This is a genomic window from Streptomyces sp. yr375, assembly GCF_900110755.1.
Classification (GTDB): Bacteria; Actinomycetota; Actinomycetes; order Streptomycetales; family Streptomycetaceae; genus Streptomyces.
Genome location: NZ_FOFF01000011.1, coordinates 1 through 21,431, shown reverse-complemented (window position 1 = coordinate 21,431; position 21,431 = coordinate 1). Strand labels below are relative to the sequence as shown.

Sequence of the window (21,431 nt, the reverse complement as noted above, 5' to 3'; positions counted from 1 at the left end):
CAGGGCGTTACGAGGGGCATGACGAGGGGTGTTACGAGGGGTGTTACGAGGGGTGTTACGAGGGGTGTTCCCGTGACGCGGGCACTGTTACCGTCGGTAGCCCACAGGAAACCAGGTCGTCACAGCGGTGCGATAGTGCACGAGCGCCAACGCGGCGCCCGCTTGCTTGTGGCCCGGAGACATCGGCGGCGCGGGGAGGGGACCATGACCGTCGTCCACGGACCGGAGGAGGTCACGGCGGTCCTGCGGGGCATGGCCGTCGACCCGGACGTGTGCGTCGAGCTCGTCCGCGTGGCCAGGAGCCGTTCTCCGGAGCTGTCCCGGCTCACCGAGGAGGCGACCCGGTCGCACGCGGCGGCGATGATCCGCGCGGCCGGTACCTGGTTCGCCGCGCCCGGGCCGACCGCGTCGGTCGACGAACAGGACTTCACCGCCGCTCTGTTGCTCGGCGCCGACCGCGCCGTCCAGGGCGTGGCGATGACCGCCGTGCTGCGCGGTGTGCAGGCGGCGCTGGCCCGCGCGGCCGAGATCACGGTGGACCGCTGCCGTTCGGCGGGCGTCCCGGACCGTGAGCTGCTGTCGGTGGTGCTGCGCCTCCAGGAGTACGGGAACGCGGTCGAACGGCAGGTGATCAACGGCTACCGCGCCGCCGAGCACGAGTCGCCGCGCGCGATCGGCGCGGTGCGCGCGCGGCTGCTGCGGCAGGCCCTGCTGGGGGAAGTCGCCCCGCCCGTGGAGGAGTTGGCGCGGGCCGGTATCCGGGCCGACGCCGACGGGCGCTACCGCTGTCTCGCCCTCACCCCGGCCCGGGGCCGGGCGCTGCGCTCGGCGCACGTGGTCACGGCGCTGGTCGACGGACACCTGGCCGGGGTGTGCCCGCGACCGCCGAGCGCCGACGAACTCGCCCCGGACGCCCTCGTCGTGGTCGGCCCGGCCGCCGCCCTGCCCGAACTGCCCGCGCTGTACCGGCTGTGCGTGCGGGCGGTGGCCCTGGGCCGGGAACAGGGGCTGCGCGGCCTGTTCGACGTCACGGAGTTCGCGGCCCGGCTCGCCTTGTCCGAACAGCCGTTACTGGGTTCGCTGTTGAGCGGCCGGCTGCTCGGCGGGCTCGATGCGTCGAACGACTTCCACCGTCAACTCGCGCTCACCGCACTGGCGTTCCTCGACAACGGGCGTCGCCTGGACCAGACGGCCGCCGCCCTGTTCACCCACCCCAACACGGTCCGCTACCGGCTGGGCCGACTCCGCCAGATCACCTCCACGTCCCTCACCGACGGCGATCCCGGCCCACTGGACGGACTGCACTGGTGGTGGGCGCTGACGTCATGGCTGTCACCTCAGGGCTGAGCAGAGTCCTTGACGCTTCGGGACGTTGACACTTCGGGACGTTATGTTCGATCAGCCGGACATCGTTCGGCATGGCTTGACGCGACCATGCCCAGCGTTTGACACTCTCGCAACATCACGTCACACGGCTGAAACGGCGATCCCCCCCCCATGACGCACAGAGAACGCTTCCGCGTCCGCACGCTACGCGGAGCGGGACAACTGGCCGCGCTGACCGCCGGGTCACTACTCCTGGGGCTCACCGGTTCCACAACTCCCGTGCAGGCGGCGGAGGTTGCCGACGTGTCGGACGGTCTGGCCCTCTGGTACAAGCTCGACGCCGCCTCCGGCGCCACGGCGACCGACGCCTCCGGCCACGGCCGTGACGGCACGGTCGTCGGCACCGCCGGCTGGTCGGCCACCGGCCAGGGCCTCGCCTTCAACGGCTCCGACACCTACATCAAGGTGCCGGACGACGTCATGAAGGGCCTGGACGCGATCAGCGTCGCCATGGACGTGCGGATCGACGCCGGCCAGTCGACGCCGTACTTCCTCTACGGCTTCGGCAACTCCAGCGGCTCCAACGGCGACGGCTACCTGTTCGCCACGGGCAACTCCCTGCGCACCTCGATCGCCACCGGCAACTGGTCGACGGAGCAGACCACCAGGCCCGCCGACGCGCACAACCTCACCCGCGCGGTGTGGAAGCACCTCGCCTACACGCAGTCCGGCACCACCGGCGTGCTGTACGAGGACGGCGTCGAAATCGCCCGCAACACGTCGGTCACCATCACGCCCGGCGCCATCGGCTCCGGTATCACCACCGCCAACTACCTCGGCAGGTCGGTCTATTCGGGCGACAAGCTTTTCAAGGGCGACCTGCGCGACTTCCGGGTGTACGACCGCGCGCTGGCCGCCTCCGACGTGGAGCGGCTCGCTCTCCCCGTGGCCACGCAGGGCGTCGCCGACGACAGGGCGGCGCTGGACCTCGGCGACACCGGCGCCGTCACCGCCGACCTGGACCTGCCGAGGACCGGCACGGCCGGCGGCTCCGCGATCACCTGGGCCAGCGACGACACCGGCGTGGTGTCGGACACCGGCGAGGTGACCCGCCCCGCCGCGGGCGAACCGGACGGCCACGCCACGCTCACGGCGACGCTGAAGAAGGGCACGGTCACTGCCACCAGGACCTTCGACGTCACCGTCCGCGCCGCCTTCGACGACGCGACCGCGACCCGGCTGGCCGCCGAGGCCCTCGAGGTGCACAACGTCGACGACGTACGCGGCAACCTCACCCTCCCGGCGGCCGGTTCGTACGGCACCGCCGTCACCTGGACCTCCGCGCGAGCAGACGTCCTCGCCGCCGACGGCGTGGTCCATCGCCCCGCGCACGGCACCGGCGCCACCACGGTCGACCTGACCGCGACCGTCACCAAGGGCGTGGCGAGCGCGACCCGCGTGTTCACCGCGAAGATCCCCGAACTCCCCGCGCAGGAACCCCTCAAGGGCTACCTCTTCAGCTACTTCACCGGCGAGGGCACCTCGGACGGCGAGCAGCTCTACGCCGCACTGAGTCAGGGCAACGACCCTTTGAAGTGGCGGGAGTTGAACGACGGCAAGCCCGTCCTGACGTCCACGCTCGGCGAGCGGGGCCTGCGCGACCCGTTCATCATCCGCTCCCCCGAGGGCGACAAGTTCTACCAGATCGCCACCGACCTCAGGATCTACGGCAACGGCGACTGGGACGCCGCCCAGCGCCGCGGCAGCAAGTCCGTCATGGTGTGGGAGTCCACCGACCTCGTCCACTGGACCGACCAGCGCCTGGTGCGGGTCTCCCCTGACAGCGCCGGCAACACCTGGGCCCCGGAGGCCTACTACGACAGCGGCCTCGGCGCGTACGTGGTCTTCTGGGCGTCCAAGCTGTACGGCGACGAGGCGCACTCCGGCGACACCTACAACCGCATGATGTACGCCACCACCCGCGACTTCTACACGTTCAGCGAGCCCAAGGTGTGGATCGACCGCGGCTACTCGGTGATCGACTCCACGGTGATCCAACACGACGGCACGTACTTCCGCCTCTCCAAGGACGAGCGCGACAACAGCTCCTCGACGCCCAACAGCAAGTTCGTCTTCGAGGAGAGGAGCGACTCGCTGCTCGACCTCTCCTGGGCTCCGGTCGCCGAGGGCATCGGCAAGGGTGAGATGAGCGCGGCCGAGGGACCGCTGGTGTTCAAGTCCAACACCGAGGACAAGTGGTACGCGTTCCTCGACGAGTTCGGCGGCCGCGGCTACCTCCCGTTCGAGACGACGGACCTCGCCTCCGGCACCTGGACCCCGTCCACCGACTACGATCTCCCGTCCAGGCCCCGGCACGGCACGGTCCTGCCGGTCACCCAGGCGGAGTACGACCGGCTGCTGCGCTCCTACCAGCCGTCGTAAGCGGAACGTCGTACGGCGGAATGTCGTACAACGGTATGTCGTAGGGGAACGCCGTAGGGGAACGTCGTAAGGGGGGACACAGCATGCCGACACCCGAGCAGATCTGGGAGGACGCCGATCTGCCCACCCGGCGGCTCGCCGGACTGGCCCTCAATCCGTCCGCTCCCCAGGACGTCCTGCTGCGGCTGCTCGCGGACGGCCCGCTCGCGGCGCGGATGGTGCTGTGCCGGGACCGGGTGCTGCCCGAGGCGGTCGTCGACGCGGTGATCGGGCATCCCGACCCCCGCACCCGGGCCTACTTCGCCAGGAACCGCCTCGTCGACCCGGCCGCCCGCGCACGGCTGGTGGACGACCCCGAGTGGCGGGTGCGCGCCATCCTCGCCGACGGGCCCTGGCGCGCCTCCCACGAGGACATCCGGCCACTGCCCGACGAGACCGTCGTCCACATGATGAACACGTACGACGGCGAATGCCTGGGCGGGTCCTTCCACTGGCAGTTCTCCCTCGGACTGCGCCGTTCCATGTCGACGCATCCGGACGCGAAGGTCCGTGCCTGGGGCGTCGGCATGTGGGGGTGGCTGCCGGCCGAGACGCGGGCCGCGCTGCTCCGCGACCCCGACGACGAGGTCCGGGAGCAGGCGGCCGACCAACTGCGGCACGAGGATCCGGCGTGGGTGGAGAGCGCGCTGCCCGTCCACTCCTGCCACGCCCGCACCGGCATGCTGCTGCACGACGCCCTCAGCCGGGCCGTCGTGGACAGTGTCCTCACCGCCCCGGCCCGTGCGGACGAACGGGCGACGATCGCGGCGAACCCCAGCCTTCCTCCCGATGTGGTGGCCTCGCTGGCCGCCGATCCGGACCCGGAGGTCCGCTGGCGCATCGCGCGCCGCGCGGACCTCGGCCGCGTCGAGCGGCGCGCCCTGGTCTCGGATCCGGACCCCGGCATACGCCGCATGGTCGCCCGCCACCCGGACCTCGACCACGACGAACGCCGACTCCTCGCGGCCGATCCCGACCCGAAGGTGCGGCTGTCCGTGTCCGTCCACCCCGCGTGGACCGAGGCGGAACGGGCCTCGATCGCCTACGAGGTCCCCTTGGACGAGCCGTTCTGCTTCCACCCCGAGCGGCTGGTGCCCAGGGACCCCGAGGCCGTCCGCCGGGACGCGCTCTCCGGTCACCCGATGCTGCGCCGGGAGGCGGCGCGGGAGCGCACACTGCCACCGGACCTCGTGGCCCGGCTGGCCGCCGACGGCGACCTCGGCGTGCGCGTCCTGCTGGCCCAGAACCATCCGGACGCCCCACCCGCCCTCCTGCTGCGCTGCTTCCTGGAGTACACCGGGCCCGAGCGCGCACATCTCCTCACCCGGCGCGACTTCCCCACCGACGGGCTGGCCGTGCACGCCGACGACGAGGATCCCGCCGTCCGAGCGCTGGCCGCCCGCGACCCCGGGACCGCGCCGGCGACCGTGGAACGGCTCACCCGGGACCCCGAGCCCGCCGTCCGGGCCGCCTTCGCCCGCCACCCGAACCTGCCGCCCGCCCGGCTGACGGAACTCCTCGACGACGAGGAACTGGTCCAACACGCCGCCGCCAACCCGGCGTTGGGGGAAGGTGCCATCCGCGCCTTGGTGGCGGCTCTGCCCGTCAGTTGACGGCGAGCAGCGCCTCCAGCGCCGTCGCGGTCCGCGGATGCCGGGCGAGGAGCGCAGCCGCTCCGGACGATCCGCATGATCCGGATGGCGTGACGTCGTGCGTCTGCCACGTTCCGTCGTAGCCCAGCAGGTCGGCCAGTGCGTCGCAGGTCGCGGGGTGGGCGGCCAGGAGGGGCAGGGTGCCTGCGGTGCCCGCCGTCGGCTCCGGGTGCGCGCGGGGCGGTTCCTGCGGGAGTCGCCACGGCGGTATCCAGGTGTCCAGCTCGGTGAGCCGGGCGGGGAAGACGCGGCCGGCCTCGCGGATCAGCAGCGGGGCCAGCTCGGTGCCGCTGGCGCGCAGGGTGGTGATGAGGGTCGGCAGCCAGGGCAGCAGCACCGGGTCCGGGAGCCGGGCGAACGCGTTCGACACGGCCTCGACGACGAAGTCGGCCAGGCCCGGCACCGGTTCCAGGGCGTGCACGAACCCGCTGAGGTAGCGCGGGTAGGCGGGCACCACCAGCGGGTTGCCGAGCAGTTCTTCGCAGCGCGCCCGCAGCGCCGTCCGCGCCAGGGTGCCCAGGTGGGTCTGCGCCCCCCACAGCAGTGCGGTGCGGGAGGGCTCGGTGGGGTGGGACTGGGCGAGGGACAGTTCGAGCTGGGCGCGGTCGCAGCCAAGGGACAGGGCGAGACTCTCCATACCGAACAGGAAGCCCAGCATCGCCGCGACCTGGCGGACGGTCGCGTCGTCGTCGGTGAACGCCGTCGGCAGCAGGGTGCAGTAGTGCGCGTAGCCGGTCTTGACGAAGGACTCGATCCAGGGCGGGAGCACCGGTTCGGCGGTGCGGTAGTAGGCCAGCAGGCGGCGGACGCGGCGCAGCACCTCCGGCGCGCCGTCGACGCTGCGCTCGCTCGCCAGGACTTCCAGGGCCCGGGTGCCGAGCTCGTCGGCGAGCCGGCGGCTGCGCAGCAGGAGCGTGGCGTCCTCGACGGCCGCCAGGACCTGGGCCGCCGTGGCCTGGGGGGCGTACGCGGCCCGCCGCAGCCGCTGTTCGAGGACCTGCTCGATGCTGACGCCCTCGTAGCCGAGTTCGATGAGGGCGCGCTGATGGGTGCCCAGGGCCAGGTCCCAGGACTCCTGGATGGGGCGCTCGCCGAGCCGCCGTTCGCCCATGATGGGCCGGGCGGCGCCGGCCGGCAGCAGGCGGCGCAGCATCCACAACAGGTCGGAGCAGCGCTCCAGTTCGGGCCGGGAGGCGATGTCGAGCAGGGCGCGCTGTACGCCGCTCTGCTGGAGCCGCAGGTGCAGCGGGGCGAGCCGGTCGTGCACGTCACGGGCCAGCGGCGGCAGCGCGTCGTAGCCGACCCGGCCGACGCGGTCGCCGCCCATCATGATCTCGACCAGCCGCCCCACGTCCCGCCGTCCCGGTACGGCGTCCTTCTCGATGCAGGTGACGGCCGCGTCCTGGAAGTCGTACGGCGTCGGCTTGGCGCGGTCGCGCATCCCGGCCAGCAGGATCGACGTCTCGAAGACGGCGATGGCGTCGGCGGTGGACGCGAGGTAGCCGCTGCGGCGCGCGGCCCGCACGATGTCCACCGACCAGCCGAGCAGCTCGGCCTCGTCGAGGGCGTCTAGGGCGGGCGGGCGTTGCAGGAAGCCGGTGAGGCGGTCGGCGGGCGAGGTGGTGTGAGCGGAGGCGGTGAGAGCGGGGGCCGCGTCGGCGGGGGCCGTGGGCAGGGCCTTCTTCGGCTTCGTGGTCGTCTTCGTGGGCTGCTTCGTGGTCCTCTTCGTGTCGGCCTGACCTTCCAGGCGGTACGGGCGGACGCCGGTGCGTTTGACGTTCTTCGCCCACTCCGTCGCGGCGATGGAGACCGAGCCCGCGGCGAGGCCGAACTGCGCCTCGATCGCCGCGTGGCTGGACGGGATGAGGCCGTGCCGCCACTTGGTGGGGGTCGGCGGGCTGATGGTGAAGGTGTCGCTGCCGTGCACGCCGAACTCCGCGACGCGGCTGGCGGCGTGGAAGGCGCCGCAGACGTAGAGGCAGTCGGCGGGGTCGGTGCCGGTGGCGGCCAGGTGCGCGCGCATCCTCGTCCACATGTACCGCTCGCGGTCCTCGTCGACCCGTGTCTTGGCGGGGTCGCCGGGGGCTAGGCGGCGGAAGAGGCTGCCGATGAGCAGCATGACCTGGCGGTAGGTGTCGTGGTCGCTGTCGCCGAGGGGCAGTTCGACGTACTGGTGCCACCACTCCGACCAGTGCCGCACCCGGCCGTGGCGCAGGAGGTGCTCCTCCACTTCGGCGAAGCGCGGGCGCAGGTCGCCGATCTCCACGCCGACGGCGTCGCCGTGCAGGGCGGCGTCCTCTTCCGCCTGCGGTGCGTCGGGGCCGGGCTGGTCCGGCTCGTCGGCGGGCCGGGTGTCCCACTGGAAGACGTGGTCCGAGGAGCGGTCGACGAGGACCAGTTCGACGCCCGGGGTGTCGAGCGCGTAGGCGATGGCCTGGTACTCGGCGGAGGCCTCGGTGACCGGGGCGACCACCGAGAGGGGCGCCCAGTCGGCGGGGAAGCCCTCGATCTCGGACGCGAACGCCTGGACCGCCACCGGGAGGCGGCAGTTGCGCAGTTCGGTGAGGAGGGGGGCCATGTCCTCGCACAGCTCCAGGTAGACCACCTTGGGCTGCTTCTCGCGCAGCCGGCGGGCCATGGCGATCGCCGAGGCCGGCGAGTGGTGGCAGACCGGGAAGATCTCCAGCGGCTCGCGCACCGCGCGTTCGACGTCGTCGACGATGCCGCGCAGGATGCCCTCCAGGGCTCCCGGTCCGTCGGCGAACGCTGTTGCCGCCTCGTGCAGTTGGCCGCGCAGTGCCTCGAAGGTGCCGCCGCTCATGACAGGTTCGCGATCGCGTCGCGGCCGCCCTGGAGGAACTCCGGCCAGGATCCGCCTTCTTCCTTGCTGCGCGGCTCGACGACGCCGTGCAGATACTTGTTGAGGATGGCGAGGTCCTCGGGCTCGCGCCGGGCCAGGGAGCCGACGAGGGAGGCGGCGAGGGCGTGGGCGGTCAGGGCGCGCTCGCCGAAGAAGTTGCTGTGCAGGATGGCGTCCTCGAGGACGCCGATCTGTTCGGCGGTGGACAGGGCGGACTCCAGTTTCTCGTCGTCGCTGCCGGCGGCCGCCGCGGAGGCCCGCAGGTCGGCGAAGCTCTGGAGCAGCACGTCCAGCAGGGTGGGCGGGACGTCCAGTTCGATCTGGTGGCGGCGCAGCAGTTCCTCGGTGCGGAAGCGGACGATCTCCGCCTCGCTCTTCTTGTTCGTCACCACCGGGATGCGGACGAAGTTGAAGCGGCGCTTGAGTGCCGAGGAGAGGTCGTTGACGCCCCGGTCGCGGCTGTTGGCGGTGGCGATGACGGAGAAGCCCGGCTTGGCGAACACGATGTTGTCGCTGTCCTGGTCGCTGCCCAGCTCCGGGACCGAGATGTACTTCTCGGACAGGATCGAGATCAGCGCGTCCTGGACGTCGCTGGTGGAGCGGGTGAGTTCCTCGAAACGGCCGATCGAGCCGGACTCCATCGCGGTCATGATCGGCGAGGGGATCATCGACTCGCGCGACTGGCCCTTGGCGATGACCATCGAAACGTTCCACGAGTACTTGATGTGGTCCTCCGTGGTGCCCGCCGTGCCCTGCACCACCAGGGTGGAGTTGCGGGAGATCGCGGCCGACAGCAGCTCGGCGAGCCAGCTCTTGCCGGTGCCGGGGTCGCCGATGAGCAGCAGGCCGCGGTCGGAGGCGAGGGTGACGATGGAGCGCTCGACGAAACTGCGGTCGCCGAACCACTTCGGGGCGATCTCCCGGTCGAGGCCGTCGGCACGCTCGGAGCCGAGGATGAACAGGCGCACCATCTTCGGCGACAGGCGCCAGGAGAACGGCTTGGGGTTGTCGTCGACGGACTCCAGCCAGTCGAGTTCCTCGGCGTACTTGAACTCGGCGGGGGCGCGCAGGAGGTCGGACATGGAGTGCCTTTCTCGTAAGTTCGTGAGGAGGGAGAAGTCCCAGGAATCTCAGGAATCTCAGGTGAGGAACGTCTTGAGTTCGTGGACGAGTTTGTTGATGTGGCCGGAGATCACCGGGGTGCCGAGGGTCTTGAACCGCTCCCGGAACCAGGGGTTGACCTCCTGCCGCCCGGAGCTGGTCACCGAGCCGACCGGGATGAACTTCACGCCGGAACGGTGGACTTCCTCGATGCCCTCGAACAACGGCTGCGAGCGGCCGAACTCGTAGAAGTCCGAGATCCACACCAGCACGGTGTTCTTGGGCTCGGCGATCTTCGGCCGGGCCATGGCCATGGCGACCGGACCGTCGTTGCCCCCGCCCAGCTTGGTGCGCAGCAGCACCTCGAACGGCTCGTTCACCCAGGGGGTGAGGTCGATGGCACGGGTGTCGTACGCGATGAGGTGGACGTCCACCTTCGGCAGGCCGGCGAAGATCGACGCCAGGATGGTGCAGTTGACCATGGAGTCGACCATCGAGCCCGACTGGTCGACGACCACGATGAGCCGCTGCGGGGTCGTCCTGCGGGCAGTGTGGCGGTAGTAGAGGCGGTCGACGTAGAGGCGTTCCTCTTCGGGGCTGTAGTTGGTGAGGTTCTTCCAGATGGTCCTGTCGAGGTCGAGGTTGCGGTACACGCGCTTGGGCGGGATCGAGCGGTCGATCGCGCCGACCGTGGCCTTCTCCACCTGGGTGCGCAGCACTTCGGCGACCTCGTCGACGAAACGGCGGATCAGGGCCTTGGCGTTGGCCAGGGCGACACCGGAGAGGTTGTTCTTGTCGCGCAGCAGTTGCTCGATGAGCGACATGCTCGGGGTGAGCCGTGCGGCGAGCGCGGGGTCGGCGAGCACTTCGCGCAGGTGCATGCGCCGGACGAGGTCCGCCTCGATGGCGCCGAGTTCCGGGCCGATGGTGGGGGCGATGGCGGGAGCGGATCCGCCGGCGTCGGCTGTCGGGCCCCGACCGCCGCGCAGCTCTCCCGGCCGGCAGCCGAGCGCGCGCTCCAGCCAGCCGGCGTCGCTCTGCCAGCGGGACAACTGCCCGGCGCCGACGGCTCCGGAGCCGGTGGCGAAGACGTTCAGCAGCACCTTGGAGACGAGCGCCGCGCGCCGCACCTCGGCCGCACGATCCCGCGCGTCACCGTCACCGTCACCGTCACCGTCACCATCAGCCGTCTCGGCGTCGGTCTCGGTCTCGGGGACCATCAACCCGTCGAATTCCGGGGCGAGTTCGGGGTGGCGTTGCACGATGGAGTCGACGGCGGTCTGCGGGTCGAGCAGGGCGGGCGGCAGGCCGATGTCCTCGACGACGGCGAGGCTCGCCGATTCCAGGCCGGCCTGCTCCTCGGGGTCGAAGAGGCGGGCCAGCAGCCGCCAGTAGAGGACCTGTCGGCGGTTGTCGTCGGGGACTGCCTCAAGCATGTGGTCGCTCATTTCCGCAGCAGCCTCCCCGCCCGTTCGCGCAGGACGGTCACGGCGTCGGTGGCGGCCTTCTCGGCCCGGACGCCTGCCTTGTCGGTGGTACCGCCGGCCCACGCGCCCGCGTGGACGGCGACGGTCTTCTTGCGCACGGTGGTCTCGACGGCGAGCGGCTGGAGCCGGAACCCGCCGCCGTCCCAGCGCAGCAGGCCGATGCACGCGTGGGAGGCGGCTACCGCCTCGGGGGTGAGCGGGCTCGCGGTCGGGATGCGGTCGGTGTCGACGGACAGGGCCTGTCCGGCGACGTCGAAGGTGAGGGTGTCGCCGTCCTGGCTCCTGACGTAGCCCTCCAGGAACACCGGCTCGGCGATGCGCGCGGGGTGACGGTCCAGGGGCGCGGTGGGCAGGGCGGTGGCGGTCGGCAGCAGGACCCGTGCGGTGGTCAGGGCGTCGGCCTGGTCGCCCTTGCGTGCTCGCGTGTCGTCCCAGATCAGGTCACCCTCGTCGGTGAGGGGCATGGCGTCGAGCTCCATCGCCCGGCCTTCGCCGAGGGCGGCGAGCAGCGACAGGTGCGGGCGCAGGAGCTGCCAGACGCCGGCCTCGACGACGGTGTCCGGCTTCGGCACCGAGACGGCGGCCCGGACCAGGCGGGGCGCGGTGCCGTCGGCGGGTTCGAACACCGCGTGGACCTGGGCCTGTGCGGCGGTGGCGTGTTCGTGCAGGTCGACGCCGAGCGGCAGCAGACGGCCGGTGGCGGTACCGGCGGCGGACTGCCCGGCGGCGCCGGGCCGGGTCAGCAGCAGGGCGCGGGACCACAGGTCGCCCCAGCGGCGGGCCGGGATCCGCTCCAGGGCTGCGCCGGGGCAGGAGGCGGCGAGTTCGGCGGCGAAACCGTCCAACAGGGTGCCCAAACGGCGTAGTTCGGGGTGCGGGAGCATCGCGGAGACGATCGGTGCGGCACCGCCGGCCAGGTCGTGGTCGATGCCCTGCCAGCCGGCGCGCGCGAGGTCCGACAGCCAAGTACGGGCGGCTGCCAGCAGGTTCACCGCCGGTCGCGCGGCGGGATCCGCCGCCGCGCGCTCCTCCCGCGTACGGCCCGTCGCCTCGTCGACGCCTGCCGTGAGCGCGTCGTGGACGGCACCGAAGAGGGCGGTGCGGGCGGCGGCGAGGGCGACGAAGTGGTCCTCGCTCGCGGCCCCGGCCGCGGCCTTCTCGGCGGCCTCGGCGACCCGCGCGGCCAGCGGACTGCCGGCGACGGCGCGGCCGAGGCCGGTGAGGTCCCCCACCCGGTCGGGCCGGGGCCGCAGCAGCCCGGCTACCAGGGCCCGATCGAAGGCGTCGACCGCAGCCAGAGCTTCGTCCAGCCCGGCCACGGTCGCGATGAACCGACCGGTGTCCTCCTGGGCCCGGACCCGGGCCGTGCCGGACGAGCCCGTCGCCCGGGTCGGCGGGAACCAGTGCAGCTCGGGCAACGGGACGGTGACCGGGGCCAGTTCCAGGTAGCCCAGGTGGCGCAGGAACCGGCTGAAGACGGAGGCGGCGGCCCCCTTGCCGTCCGCCTGCGCCGGGTGGGTGCCGGTCATCGCGGCGGTGAGGGCGGCGGCGTCCGCCTCGCCGCCCGCGGGCTCGACGCGCAGGTAGCGGGCGACGCGGTCCGCGCCGTACTGCAGGACGGCCTCGGTGATCAGGGCGCGGATGTGGTTGCAGAACGAGCCGCGCGCGCCGCCGCAGGGCCGGTTGTTGTTGGTGCTGCACGCGAAGGCGTACGTACCGGCGGCGACCGACGAGACGTACACCCGCTCGATGTCCGACCCGCTGGAGACCACGCCCTGCAACCGTCCGTCGGCCAGTTCGACGAAGGGGACCTTGGCCAGCTTTCGCGGTCGCGCGGGCGGCAGCACCCGGGCCGTACTCGCGCTCTCCCAGTCCGACAACACACCATCTCCTTTGCAGCACAAAGCTCCGCACGCCGAAACGGCGCAGCACAGGGGAGTTGTCGCACCGGAACGAAGCGACACCGACGAACTTACTGGCGACCACTGACAACGCCGTCCGCATGCCGGTCGGCGGGGAGGAGGTGGTGGACGCGAGGGGGACGACACGCCGGTGGGAGTGCGGGTGTTCCCGTACGGGACCGACGAATTCGTGGTCCGGGAACGGGAGTCGACCCGGCCGGCTGACCGGGGGGACCGGTCAGCGGCGGCGGCCCGACGTCCAGGTGTAGAGCGCCGCCAGCCCGGCGACCGTCGCCGCGCCGGCGAGGACCCCGCCCCGGGAACGCCAGGACAGTACGGAGCCGGTGGACCGGGCGGACAGGGCCGAACCCGCGCTGAGCCAGGAGCCCGCGGAGACGAAGGAGGCGGCGGAGCCGACGGACCCCACGGACAGGAAACTGCCGACCGAGGCCACGGACAGGGCGCTGCCCACGGAGCCGATGGAGAGGAACGAGTCGACCGAGCCGATCGACAGCGCCGAGTTCTTCGACCACAGCGAACGCCAGGAACCGTCGGCGTCGACGCTGTCACACAACGTCATGGAGCGAGCCGTCCGAGTCGTCATGGTTCGAGGATACGTTCGACAGCGTCGGACGGCAGTCAGTACGGCATTCAGTGCGGCGGTCAGGCCTGCGGCCAGTCGCGGTAGGCGATGCGTGCCAGGTCGCGGACCTCGCCGATCGTGCTCCACTCGTCGCCGCCCAGCCGGGCCAGGGGCCGCAGCCGCCGGATGTCGGGGTGGCCGTCGACGATGACGTCCTCCCGTACGGCGGCATGCACGACCTCGCCGAGGACCAACGTGGAGTTGCCGATGCCCAGGGTCGAGTGCAGTCGGCACTCCAACGCCACGGGCGAGGCCGCGACACGGGGCGGTTTCACGCGCAGCGACGGCTCCCGCTCGATACCCACGGCGTCGAACTCGCCCTCGTGCGCGGGAAAATCAACGGCGCTCGCATTGACCTGCTCGAAGAGCGGCTCGGCCGCGAAGTTGACGACGAACTCACCGGTGGCCTCCACGTTACGCAACGTGTCCTTACGGCCGACGGACGTGAACTGAACGATCGGCGGATCGGTACAGGCGACAGTGAAGAAGGAGTGCGGGGCAAGATTCGCACGGGACGGTTCCGCTGCCGAGATTGTGGAAACCCAGGCAATCGGCCTGGGCACCACCACTGCGGTCAACAGCCGATAGAACGCTCTGGCGTCCACGGCCCGGGGATCGAAGTCGATACGCATGCCGATCAGTATCCCGCGCCGGGCCGCAGCCGGTATCACCAGGTCAGCGGCAGGGCTCAACCGCGAAAGCGACCCCGAGACGACCGACACCGGGCCGTCGAGGTGCAGCAAGAGCTGCCAGTCGTGCTGACCCCTCCGGCGGTCGACGCCCCCCATGACCGTCTTCGTAGCCCCACAACGGGGTTACCGGCCTTCGGAGTAAGCATGACCACCGACTTTTCGCAGGCCGGGAGGTTCTTCGTCGTGTGAATGTGGCGCTCAGTGCCGCGGCAGGCCGGACGAGTGCGACCGGAGGACACCGCGTGATCGACACCAGCGACATCGACGTCTGCCTCGGCCTGAACGTCGGCAAGGGCGAAGCGCGAACACCACGCCACCTCCCTCACCCCGCCCGGGACATAGACCTTCCACCGCAGACCGCCCGACAACAAGCCTCAGATGCTTGTCGGGTTCGACGACGACCTCGCCGTCGATGCGCCCCGCCTGTCCAACCGGCTACAGCCGCTTGTGTGGGGGCCCGGGGACTGGTGTCAGCGTTCGAAGGTGCCGGTCAGTCGGCCGCGGGCGAGGACGGGTGAGGTGGTGGCGGGCAGGAGGGCGCGGGGCCGTACCCGGGCCACTGGCGTTGTGCCGGGGGTGCTGTCCACGGGGGTCGCCAGGGCGAACAACTGGAAGGTGTAGCGGTGTGGCCCGTGGCCTTTGATGGGCCCGGGACCGTGGTATCCGCGCCCGATGGTGGACCGAAGCAACTGCACTCCGGTGGACGGCTGCCGTGCGTCGAGGGCACCGGGCTCCAGGTGTCCGACTGCCGGCTCGATCAGGGTCATGCAGTGCACGGCGGGCTTGGCGAGGGGGACGTCGATGTCTTCGATGACCAGGAGGAGTTGGGCGGTGCCGGCCGGCGGCGGGGTCCAGGCCAGGTGGGGGGACAGGTTGTCGCCGCCGATGTTCTTCAGGCAGTGCTCCAGCGGAATGGAGTCGCCGTCGCCGAAGTGCCGACTGGTGAGGGTCAGCAGTTCGGGGCCTTGCAAATTGGGCAGATTCCACGCCGCGTGGGTCTCGCCTGCTCTGCGGTTGCTCAGGATGCGGCCCAGCAGAGTCATCGCGTTGCCTCGATCATGTCGATGATTTCAGTGGCGGTGGCGGTCTCGCCGAGTTTCGGGAAGACGCGTTCGACGCTGTGGCGGTGGGCGTCGGCATCAGGGTCGCTCATGGCGTCGGTGGCCAGGACGACGTGGTAGCCGTAGTCGGAGGCCGAGCGTGCGGTCGACTCAACACCTGAGCTGGTCGCGATTCCGGCGAGCACGATCTGGGTGGCGCCCAGGTCCCGCAGGAGGGTGTCGAGTCCGGTGTCGTGGAATGCGCTGCGCCGCCGCTTGGTGATCAGGTGGTCGGTCGGCTGGACGTCGAGTTCGTCGATGAGGTCGGCCCAGTCGGCCGGAAGTGCGGCGCTGCTCCCGAACCGCTGGGCTTCGGTGCGTCCCGGCGCCCGTCCTGTGACGTTGACGAGGATCACGGACAGGCCGTGTCGCCGGAACTCGGCGGTCAGGTGGGTCGCCTGCTTGACGGCGGCAGTCGTCCGGCTGTCGGTGTGGGCCGCCACGATGCCCTCTTGCAGGTCGATCACGACGAGTGCGGGCGTGCGGTCGATCGCTGTCAGTGTCATGGGGGGTGTTTCTCTTGTGGATATCGGCTAGTTGCCGGGATCAGGGCGCATGCTGGTCTCCGCGCGCGTCGTCTCTGCCCCGTCGTTTATGCCCCGTCGTCTCCCCCCGTCGTCGGTCGCAGCGGCAACGGTGGTGCCGGTAGCGGCTGTTGGTGGTCCGGGGGTCTTGGCGGTGGGGCTGTTGCCGCGCAGAAGGGAGGCGAGCGCGGCGAGGAAGGCGAGGGTGGCGCCGAAGGCGAACACGATGACCAGGCCGGAGTGGAAAGGCCCGGAGATCACGGTCGGGAAGAATTGACGTCCGGTCAGGGTCTGTTGCTGCACCGCCGTCAGGTGGGTCAGGACGCCGCTGGGCTGGAGCAGGTGCTCGATCGGGTTGACGCCCAGTTGGGCGGCGAACAGGGACGAGACCGGGGGCAGGCCGCCGACCTGGGTGGCGACGTGGGCCGCTACGCCCTGCTCTTGCAGGCCGGTGGAGAGGGTGCGCGGAAGGCTATTGGCCAGACCGGCGATCACGAGGGAGAAGAACACGCCGATGGAAACGGCGGTGCCGGAGTTCTGGAAGGTGGCGCGCATGCCGGAGGCGACACCGCGCAACTGCGCGGGCACGCTGCCCATGATCGAGGAGGAGTTGGGGGAGGCGAACATGCCGCTGGCGATCCCATTGAGCGCGATCAGCACGGCGAAGATCCAGTAGCTGAAGTTGATCGGCAGCAGCATCAGGCCCAGGAAGCTGGCGCCGAACAGCACCGCACCGCCAGTGGCCAGACCCCGGGAACCGAGCCGGTCGGACAGGTACCCGGACACCGGGCCCGCCGCGAGGAAGCCCGCGGTCAACGGCAGCATGAAGATGCCGGCCCACAGCGGCGTGTCGCCGTAGTCGTAGCCGTGGAGCGGAAGCCATATGCCCTGCAACCAGATGATCAGCACGAACTGCATCCCGCCGCGGCCGATCGAGATACCCAGGCCCGCCAGATTCCCGAAAGTGAAGGCCCGCAGGCGAAAGAGACCCAGTTGGATCATCGGTGCGGAGACGCGGTTCTCGATGGCGACGAACGCCGCCAGGAGAACCAGCCCGCCGGCGATCAGCCCGTCGACCAGCGGGTTGGTCCAGCCCATGGTGTGTCCGCCGTAGGGCTGCAGGCCGAAGGTGACCGCGATCAGGACCGCGCTGAGGCCCACCGCGAAGGTTGTGTTGCCCCACCAGTCGATCCGGCCGCCGGCGCGCTTGCCGGTCTCACGCAGGGTGCGGTAGGCCCACAGCGTGAAGAACACGCCGACAGGCACGTTCACCCAGAACACCGCTCGCCAGTCCCAGGCCGACAGCAGCCCTCCGGCGACCAGGCCGAGGAACATTCCGGCCAGGCCGGCGACCTGGTTGATGCCCAGGGCGAAGCCGCGCTGCTCCTTGGGGAAGGCGTCGGTGAGGATCGCGGCCGAGTTCGCAGCCAGCATCGCCCCTCCGACGGCCTGCACGACCCGCCAGACGATCAGCCACATCGCTCCGTGGCCGCCGTCGAAGGGGTCGAAGGACAGCAGGATCGACGCGAAGGTGAAGACCGCAAACCCGGAGTTGTAGATCCGGACCCGGCCGTACATGTCTCCCAGCCGACCCACCGTGACCACCAGGACGGCCTGCACCAGCCGGTACCCCATGATCATCCACAGCAGGTAGGCGATGTTGCCCGGGGCCAGCGGGTCCAGGTGCACACCGCGGAAGATCGCCGGCAGCGCGATCAGCACGATGGAGCCGTCCAGCGCGGACATGAAGACCGCCGCGGTCGTGTTCGTCAGCGCCGTCCACTTGTACCGGTCACCGGCCGAGCGGCCCGGGGCGCGCGTCCTGGGAGGATCCGTCATCAGCTTGCCTCCTCATGGTTCCGTCGGCGTCAGATGTTCTGGGCCAGCCGCTCCAGCAGCGGCGCGGCCGCCGCGAGTTGCTCCAGCTCCCTGGGGGTGAACTTGCCACTGGTCAGGGCCCGGGCGATGAGTTCGGCCCGCGCGTTGCGCTTGTTCTTCAGTGCCTGCAGACCGGCTTCGGTCACCGTCAGCACCACGCGCCTGCCGTCGTTCGGATCCGGGCGGCGTTCGACCAGGCCACGGGCGCGCAGCGCGCCGAGTGTCGCCCCCATGGCCTGTGCCGTGATCTGCACTTCCCGGGCCAGCGCCGAGGAGGTGGTGGGGCCCGAGCGGTCCAGGTGCGACAGGGCGGTCCGCTCGGGCATCGTGAGTCCGCCGTCGATCGGTACTTGACGTACCCGTCGCACCAGCACGCTGAGACCGCCCAGCAGGACCGAGGCGACTTCGTCGGGGTCCAGATCATCGTTCATATGCTAAGGCTAGTTTATCAGTCAGCCTTAGTAAATCCGCCTGGCCGTGCCCCCTCCCGGGAGAAGCGTGGCGGCCAGCGCGGACCTGCCCGCCGCCAGGACGAACATCGCCGCGCCGACGACGGGGGGTCCACCCCGAGCGGCACCGACCCCGACGTCGAGCGTTCGCACAAAACGGTGGCACCCTCAAGCGATCAAGGCACTACCCACGGATGATCATGTGATCGTGGAGGCACAGGTGCGCGACCACGGGTAGTCGCCTGCTCAGCGGGATGAGATCTGGAGACGACGGCGCAAAGGGCAATCGCTCAGCTTGATCGGGCGGGCGCTCGGGGCGCCGATGCAGAGCCCGTGGCAACGAGGCACCGACGAGAACACCAACCGACCGCTCCGGCAGCACCTCCCCAAGGGCACCGACCTCCTGAACAGCAGTGATGCGCTGACCGCTTGAACTCGCCATCGTTTGCCGACAGGTATCGCAGGTCAAAGCGTCGCGGTCTTTGGCATCGCGCGTCAGTGTCGACGTTCCGGCTACGAGTCAGGCCGGCGGGGCGGGGGCGTATCTGGCGAGCATGGTCTGGACGGCCTCTTCGACGGCGTTGTGGATGTCGGAGGCTGCGGGGTTCCAGCCGGTCAGCAGCATGCGGGGCCACAGGACGTAGTTGGCGATCATGCCGAGGAACTGGTTCGCGGCGCTCTCGGCGTCGGGCACATCAGCGTTGCCCGCCTCATGCTCGGATTCCAAGTAGTGCTGGACGGAGGCGAAGTAGGGCAGTTTGCCGAGCTGGAACTGCATCCGTCCCAGCTCGGGGAAACGAGGCAGTTCGGCGATGACGATCCGGAACAGGCCTGTCATGCGGGGCTGGCCGATCAGATCGGCGTAGCGGTGGCCGATGGCTGTCAGCCCGGAGCGCAGATCTCCCGCCTGTGGCCGGGCGACGGTATCGCCGGCGTCGCGCTGCCAGGACTCGGTGACGATGGCCTCGAAGAGGGCCGCCTTGGTGGGGAACTGCTTGAACAGGGTGGACTTCGAGACTTCGGCCGCTTCGGCGATCCGCGCGAGGGAGGTGCCGTCGTAGCCACGGTCCAAGAACAGGTCTGTGGCTGCGGTGGTGATCGCCTCGCGTTTCTGCTGGGCGAGCCTGCGGTGATGCGCGGTGAGTTCTGCTGCCATGCGGAGAGTATGCCGCAGCCCCGAGGCGAGTCACTTGACTCGCCTCGGGAGGTCCGCCTACGGTGCACCAGCAAGGCGAGTCGAGTGACTCGCCTCTGATCTGTGGCACCCGGACGCGTCCTGGTTGTCGCACGGTGGAGGATGTTCATGACAATCGACAAGATCGCTTTGGTGACCGGTGCGAATCGCGGCCTCGGGCGCAGCGCGGCCATCGCCCTGGCCACACGCGGAGTGCGGGTCGTGGTCACCCACCGCGGCGATGCGGCCGGGGCCGAGAAGACGGCAGAACAGGTGCAGGCCGTGGGTGGGACTGCCGCTGCTCTCCGGCTCGACATCAGCGACGTCTCCTCCTTCGCGTCCTTCACCTCCGAACTGGGCGCGCAGCTCGAGCGCTGGGGTACTTCGCGACTCGACATCCTGGTCAACAACGCGGGAGTGGGAGTCTTCGGGCCGCTGGAGACTGTCACGATCGACGACTTCGACACGGTGATGGGCACCAACGTCCGGGGCACGTTCTTCCTCATCCAGTCGCTCGTGCCGCTGCTGGCCCAGGGCGGCCAGGTCATCAACGTCTCGACGTCACTGACCCGCCACACCAGCCCCGCCACCTCCGCCTACTCCGCCTCGAAGGCCGCCGTCGAAGCTCTGAGCCGCACCCTCGCCGCAGAACTCGGACCTCGCGGCATCCGGGTCAACTCCATCGCCCCTGGGCCGACCGCCACCGACTTCAACGGCGGAGCGATGCGGGACGACGCCGGAATGCGCCGGCTTCTGGCCGGACAGACCGCGCTCGGCCGCGTCGGCGAACCTGAGGAGATCGGCGACGCCATCGCCACGCTGGCCTCCGAAGGACTGCGCTGGGTCACCGCCCAGCGCATCGAGGTCTCCGGCGGCGCCCTCCTGTGACGCCGGGCGACGGCCGGTAGGGAAGTAGGTGGTGACGGCCCCGACTCACTCCGAGCCGACCGACTCGTCCTCACCCTCGTCCAACTCCGGCGCATCAGGGTCCCGAAGCGGGCGCAGGGCGCCGGCGGCCGGAAGGACAGCGGTGAAGCTGTAGCGGCCGAGCAGGTTCAGGTTGCGGTGCTTGAGCGGGGAGAGCCGGGCGATGTCTTCGTCCTGGATCTCGTGGCCCTCGGCCTGGAGCTGGGCGGCGTCGGCGTCGGCGTCGATGTACTTCGTCGTCCAGAGCACGATGGCGTTGAGGACCAGGCCGGGCGCGCCGAGCTGGTTCTCCATGCCGTCGCGGTACGCCTGGTGGATGGTGCCGCGCTTGCCGTGGCACACGTCGCGGGCGAGCCGGTGGCGGGACTCCTGCACGGTGAGCTGCCGTTCATCTGACGGCGGTAGGTGTCGTCGACCGGGTCGACCACGCGGAGCAGGTGCTCGGCCCTGGCGATGCGCCCGTACTCGGCGAACGCCTACTTGTTCAGGTTCACGCGGTTGCGGGCCAGGTCTTCCCACGCGCCGTAGCTGTCGCACAAGTGCAGGAAGCTCCGAACGAGGGCACATGCGGCTTCCGGCGCGAGGTCGGCAGTTCCATGACCATCCCAACGACGGGACCACTGGAAAGATCGCAGCCTGGAATTCTGAACGAGGCCGGCGATCTGTAGTTGTGCCGTCAGCCGCCCTTCGGGCCGAAGTAGACCATCACCGTGAATCGGTGGGCCGCCGGCCTCATCCACGAAGTCGGCCCCGGCTTCTACGCCGCAACACCGTGGTCTCCAGGCCCATCTGCCGACGCACCCTCACCGTGGAGTTTCCCGATCAGGGTTGTGGCTCTGCCCGTGCTGTGGCTCCTTCGGCCCCGGTCGCGGCCAGGGCTCGCTTGATGGACTCGTCCGGCATGTCCACCCAAACCCGCACGGGGGTGAGGGGCCACGAAGTTTCCGGACAGGCACCCAATAGGGTTGTCCTGAACAAGGAAACGAGGAAGAAGTGGCGCCACCCAGTAAGTACTCGCCGGAGTTCCGTGAGGAAGCCGTCCAGATCGCATTGAGGTCAAGCAAGACGATCTCCGAAGTCGCCCGGGAGCTTGAGCTGAACTCGGAGACGCTACGCGGCTGGGTGAAGAAATACCAGAAGCAACAGGAACCGGCCCCCAATGCGGAACTGACGGTGAACGAGCGGGCGCGCCTGAAGGAACTCGAGCGCCGCAACCGTGAGCTGGAGATGGAAGTT

General features: G+C 70.4%; 15 protein-coding genes and 3 pseudogenes. 5 read left to right on the top strand and 13 right to left on the bottom strand.

Features of this window, described 5'->3' with window-relative positions; translation table 11 throughout:
- Positions 1-204: 204 nt before the first annotated feature.
- From BMZ82_RS14185 to BMZ82_RS14175, 3 genes and pseudogenes are all read left to right on the top strand, one after another.
- Positions 205-1,347 carry a helix-turn-helix domain-containing protein gene (locus BMZ82_RS14185; protein WP_093775511.1) on the top strand — a complete coding sequence of 381 codons (1,143 nt, stop codon included), beginning with the start codon at positions 205-207 and terminating at the stop codon, positions 1,345-1,347.
- Positions 1,348-1,497: 150 nt separating this feature from the next.
- A pseudogene (locus BMZ82_RS14180) lies at positions 1,498-3,762 on the top strand (immunoglobulin-like domain-containing protein); the annotation flags it as partial.
- 89 nt (positions 3,763-3,851) lie between these two features.
- Positions 3,852-5,420 carry a hypothetical protein gene (locus tag BMZ82_RS14175; protein ID WP_093775507.1) on the top strand — a complete coding sequence of 523 codons (1,569 nt, stop codon included), beginning with the start codon at positions 3,852-3,854 and terminating at the stop codon, positions 5,418-5,420.
- Here BMZ82_RS14175 and BMZ82_RS14170 read toward each other — a convergent pair.
- The 12 genes and pseudogenes from BMZ82_RS14170 to BMZ82_RS14115 form a co-directional block, all read right to left on the bottom strand.
- Positions 5,413-8,280: a DUF5682 family protein gene (locus tag BMZ82_RS14170; protein ID WP_093775505.1), complete on the bottom strand. Its 2,868-nt coding sequence runs from the start codon at positions 8,278-8,280 to the stop codon at positions 5,413-5,415. The genes BMZ82_RS14175 and BMZ82_RS14170 overlap by 8 nt on opposite strands.
- Complete coding sequence (locus BMZ82_RS14165) at positions 8,277-9,401, bottom strand: ATP-binding protein (protein WP_093775503.1); 1,125 nt, start codon at positions 9,399-9,401, stop codon at positions 8,277-8,279. The genes BMZ82_RS14170 and BMZ82_RS14165 overlap by 4 nt, the downstream gene beginning before the upstream one ends.
- Positions 9,402-9,458: 57 nt before the next feature.
- On the bottom strand, positions 9,459-10,856 hold the full coding sequence (locus tag BMZ82_RS14160) for a VWA domain-containing protein (protein ID WP_177244490.1): 1,398 nt from the start codon (positions 10,854-10,856) through the stop codon (positions 9,459-9,461).
- An 8-nt stretch (positions 10,857-10,864) separates the two neighbouring features.
- Complete coding sequence (locus tag BMZ82_RS14155; protein WP_093775718.1) at positions 10,865-12,235, bottom strand: hypothetical protein; 1,371 nt, start codon at positions 12,233-12,235, stop codon at positions 10,865-10,867.
- A gap of 54 nt (positions 12,236-12,289) precedes the next feature.
- Positions 12,290-12,787 (bottom strand): annotated as a pseudogene (locus BMZ82_RS41775) (hypothetical protein); the annotation flags it as partial.
- A 259-nt stretch (positions 12,788-13,046) separates the two neighbouring features.
- Positions 13,047-13,412, bottom strand: a complete 366-nt coding sequence (locus tag BMZ82_RS14145) for a hypothetical protein (RefSeq protein ID WP_371271213.1) — start codon at positions 13,410-13,412, stop codon at positions 13,047-13,049.
- Between the two features lie 59 nt (positions 13,413-13,471).
- Positions 13,472-14,083, bottom strand: a complete 612-nt coding sequence (locus tag BMZ82_RS14140) for a flavin reductase family protein (RefSeq protein WP_093775716.1) — start codon at positions 14,081-14,083, stop codon at positions 13,472-13,474.
- A gap of 530 nt (positions 14,084-14,613) precedes the next feature.
- The gene (locus tag BMZ82_RS14135; RefSeq protein WP_093775497.1) at positions 14,614-15,186 is read right to left on the bottom strand and encodes a YbhB/YbcL family Raf kinase inhibitor-like protein; all 573 of its coding nucleotides are present in this window, start codon (positions 15,184-15,186) and stop codon (positions 14,614-14,616) included.
- Positions 15,183-15,749 (bottom strand): cysteine hydrolase family protein, encoded by a 567-nt coding sequence (locus BMZ82_RS14130; RefSeq protein ID WP_093775495.1) that lies wholly within the window; start codon positions 15,747-15,749, stop codon positions 15,183-15,185. Before BMZ82_RS14130 ends, BMZ82_RS14135 begins: the two co-directional genes overlap by 4 nt.
- Positions 15,750-15,776: 27 nt before the next feature.
- A complete protein-coding gene (locus BMZ82_RS14125; RefSeq protein WP_093775493.1) occupies positions 15,777-17,606 on the bottom strand; it encodes an MFS transporter in 1,830 nt (609 codons plus the stop codon).
- Between the two features lie 29 nt (positions 17,607-17,635).
- A complete protein-coding gene (locus BMZ82_RS14120) occupies positions 17,636-18,076 on the bottom strand; it encodes a MarR family winged helix-turn-helix transcriptional regulator (protein ID WP_093775491.1) in 441 nt (146 codons plus the stop codon).
- A 538-nt stretch (positions 18,077-18,614) separates the two neighbouring features.
- Positions 18,615-19,250, bottom strand: a complete 636-nt coding sequence (locus BMZ82_RS14115; RefSeq protein ID WP_093775489.1) for a TetR/AcrR family transcriptional regulator — start codon at positions 19,248-19,250, stop codon at positions 18,615-18,617.
- Between the two features lie 147 nt (positions 19,251-19,397).
- Here BMZ82_RS14115 and BMZ82_RS14110 point away from each other — a divergent pair, with 147 nt between their 5' ends.
- Positions 19,398-20,156: an SDR family NAD(P)-dependent oxidoreductase gene (locus tag BMZ82_RS14110; RefSeq protein WP_093775714.1), complete on the top strand. Its 759-nt coding sequence runs from the start codon at positions 19,398-19,400 to the stop codon at positions 20,154-20,156.
- Between the two features lie 45 nt (positions 20,157-20,201).
- Here BMZ82_RS14110 and BMZ82_RS14105 read toward each other — a convergent pair.
- Positions 20,202-20,725, bottom strand: a pseudogene (locus tag BMZ82_RS14105) (Tn3 family transposase); the annotation flags it as partial.
- Positions 20,726-21,188: 463 nt separating this feature from the next.
- On the opposite strand from BMZ82_RS14105, the gene BMZ82_RS14095 reads away from it, so the two are divergent.
- Positions 21,189-21,431, top strand: a 243-nt coding sequence (locus BMZ82_RS14095) for a transposase (RefSeq protein WP_143098857.1), incomplete at its 3' end; no start/stop codon positions are given.

Excerpts from the sequence above, each read along its gene's own strand:
- BMZ82_RS14120 (WP_093775491.1), bottom strand. The coding sequence starts at position 18,076 with ATGAACGATGATCTGGACCCCGACGAAGTCGCCTCGGTCCTGCTGGGC.
- BMZ82_RS14165 (WP_093775503.1), bottom strand. The coding sequence starts at position 9,401 with ATGTCCGACCTCCTGCGCGCCCCCGCCGAGTTCAAGTACGCCGAGGAA.
- BMZ82_RS14140 (WP_093775716.1), bottom strand. The coding sequence starts at position 14,083 with ATGCGTATCGACTTCGATCCCCGGGCCGTGGACGCCAGAGCGTTCTAT.
- BMZ82_RS14175 (WP_093775507.1), top strand. The coding sequence starts at position 3,852 with ATGCCGACACCCGAGCAGATCTGGGAGGACGCCGATCTGCCCACCCGG.
- BMZ82_RS14135 (WP_093775497.1), bottom strand. The coding sequence starts at position 15,186 with ATGACTCTGCTGGGCCGCATCCTGAGCAACCGCAGAGCAGGCGAGACC.
- BMZ82_RS14185 (WP_093775511.1), top strand. The coding sequence starts at position 205 with ATGACCGTCGTCCACGGACCGGAGGAGGTCACGGCGGTCCTGCGGGGC.
- BMZ82_RS14125 (WP_093775493.1), bottom strand. The coding sequence starts at position 17,606 with ATGACGGATCCTCCCAGGACGCGCGCCCCGGGCCGCTCGGCCGGTGAC.
- BMZ82_RS14130 (WP_093775495.1), bottom strand. The coding sequence starts at position 15,749 with ATGACACTGACAGCGATCGACCGCACGCCCGCACTCGTCGTGATCGAC.
- BMZ82_RS14160 (WP_177244490.1), bottom strand. The coding sequence starts at position 10,856 with ATGCTTGAGGCAGTCCCCGACGACAACCGCCGACAGGTCCTCTACTGG.
- BMZ82_RS14170 (WP_093775505.1), bottom strand. The coding sequence starts at position 8,280 with ATGAGCGGCGGCACCTTCGAGGCACTGCGCGGCCAACTGCACGAGGCG.
- BMZ82_RS14145 (WP_371271213.1), bottom strand. The coding sequence starts at position 13,412 with ATGACGACTCGGACGGCTCGCTCCATGACGTTGTGTGACAGCGTCGAC.
- BMZ82_RS14110 (WP_093775714.1), top strand. The coding sequence starts at position 19,398 with ATGACAATCGACAAGATCGCTTTGGTGACCGGTGCGAATCGCGGCCTC.
- BMZ82_RS14115 (WP_093775489.1), bottom strand. The coding sequence starts at position 19,250 with ATGGCAGCAGAACTCACCGCGCATCACCGCAGGCTCGCCCAGCAGAAA.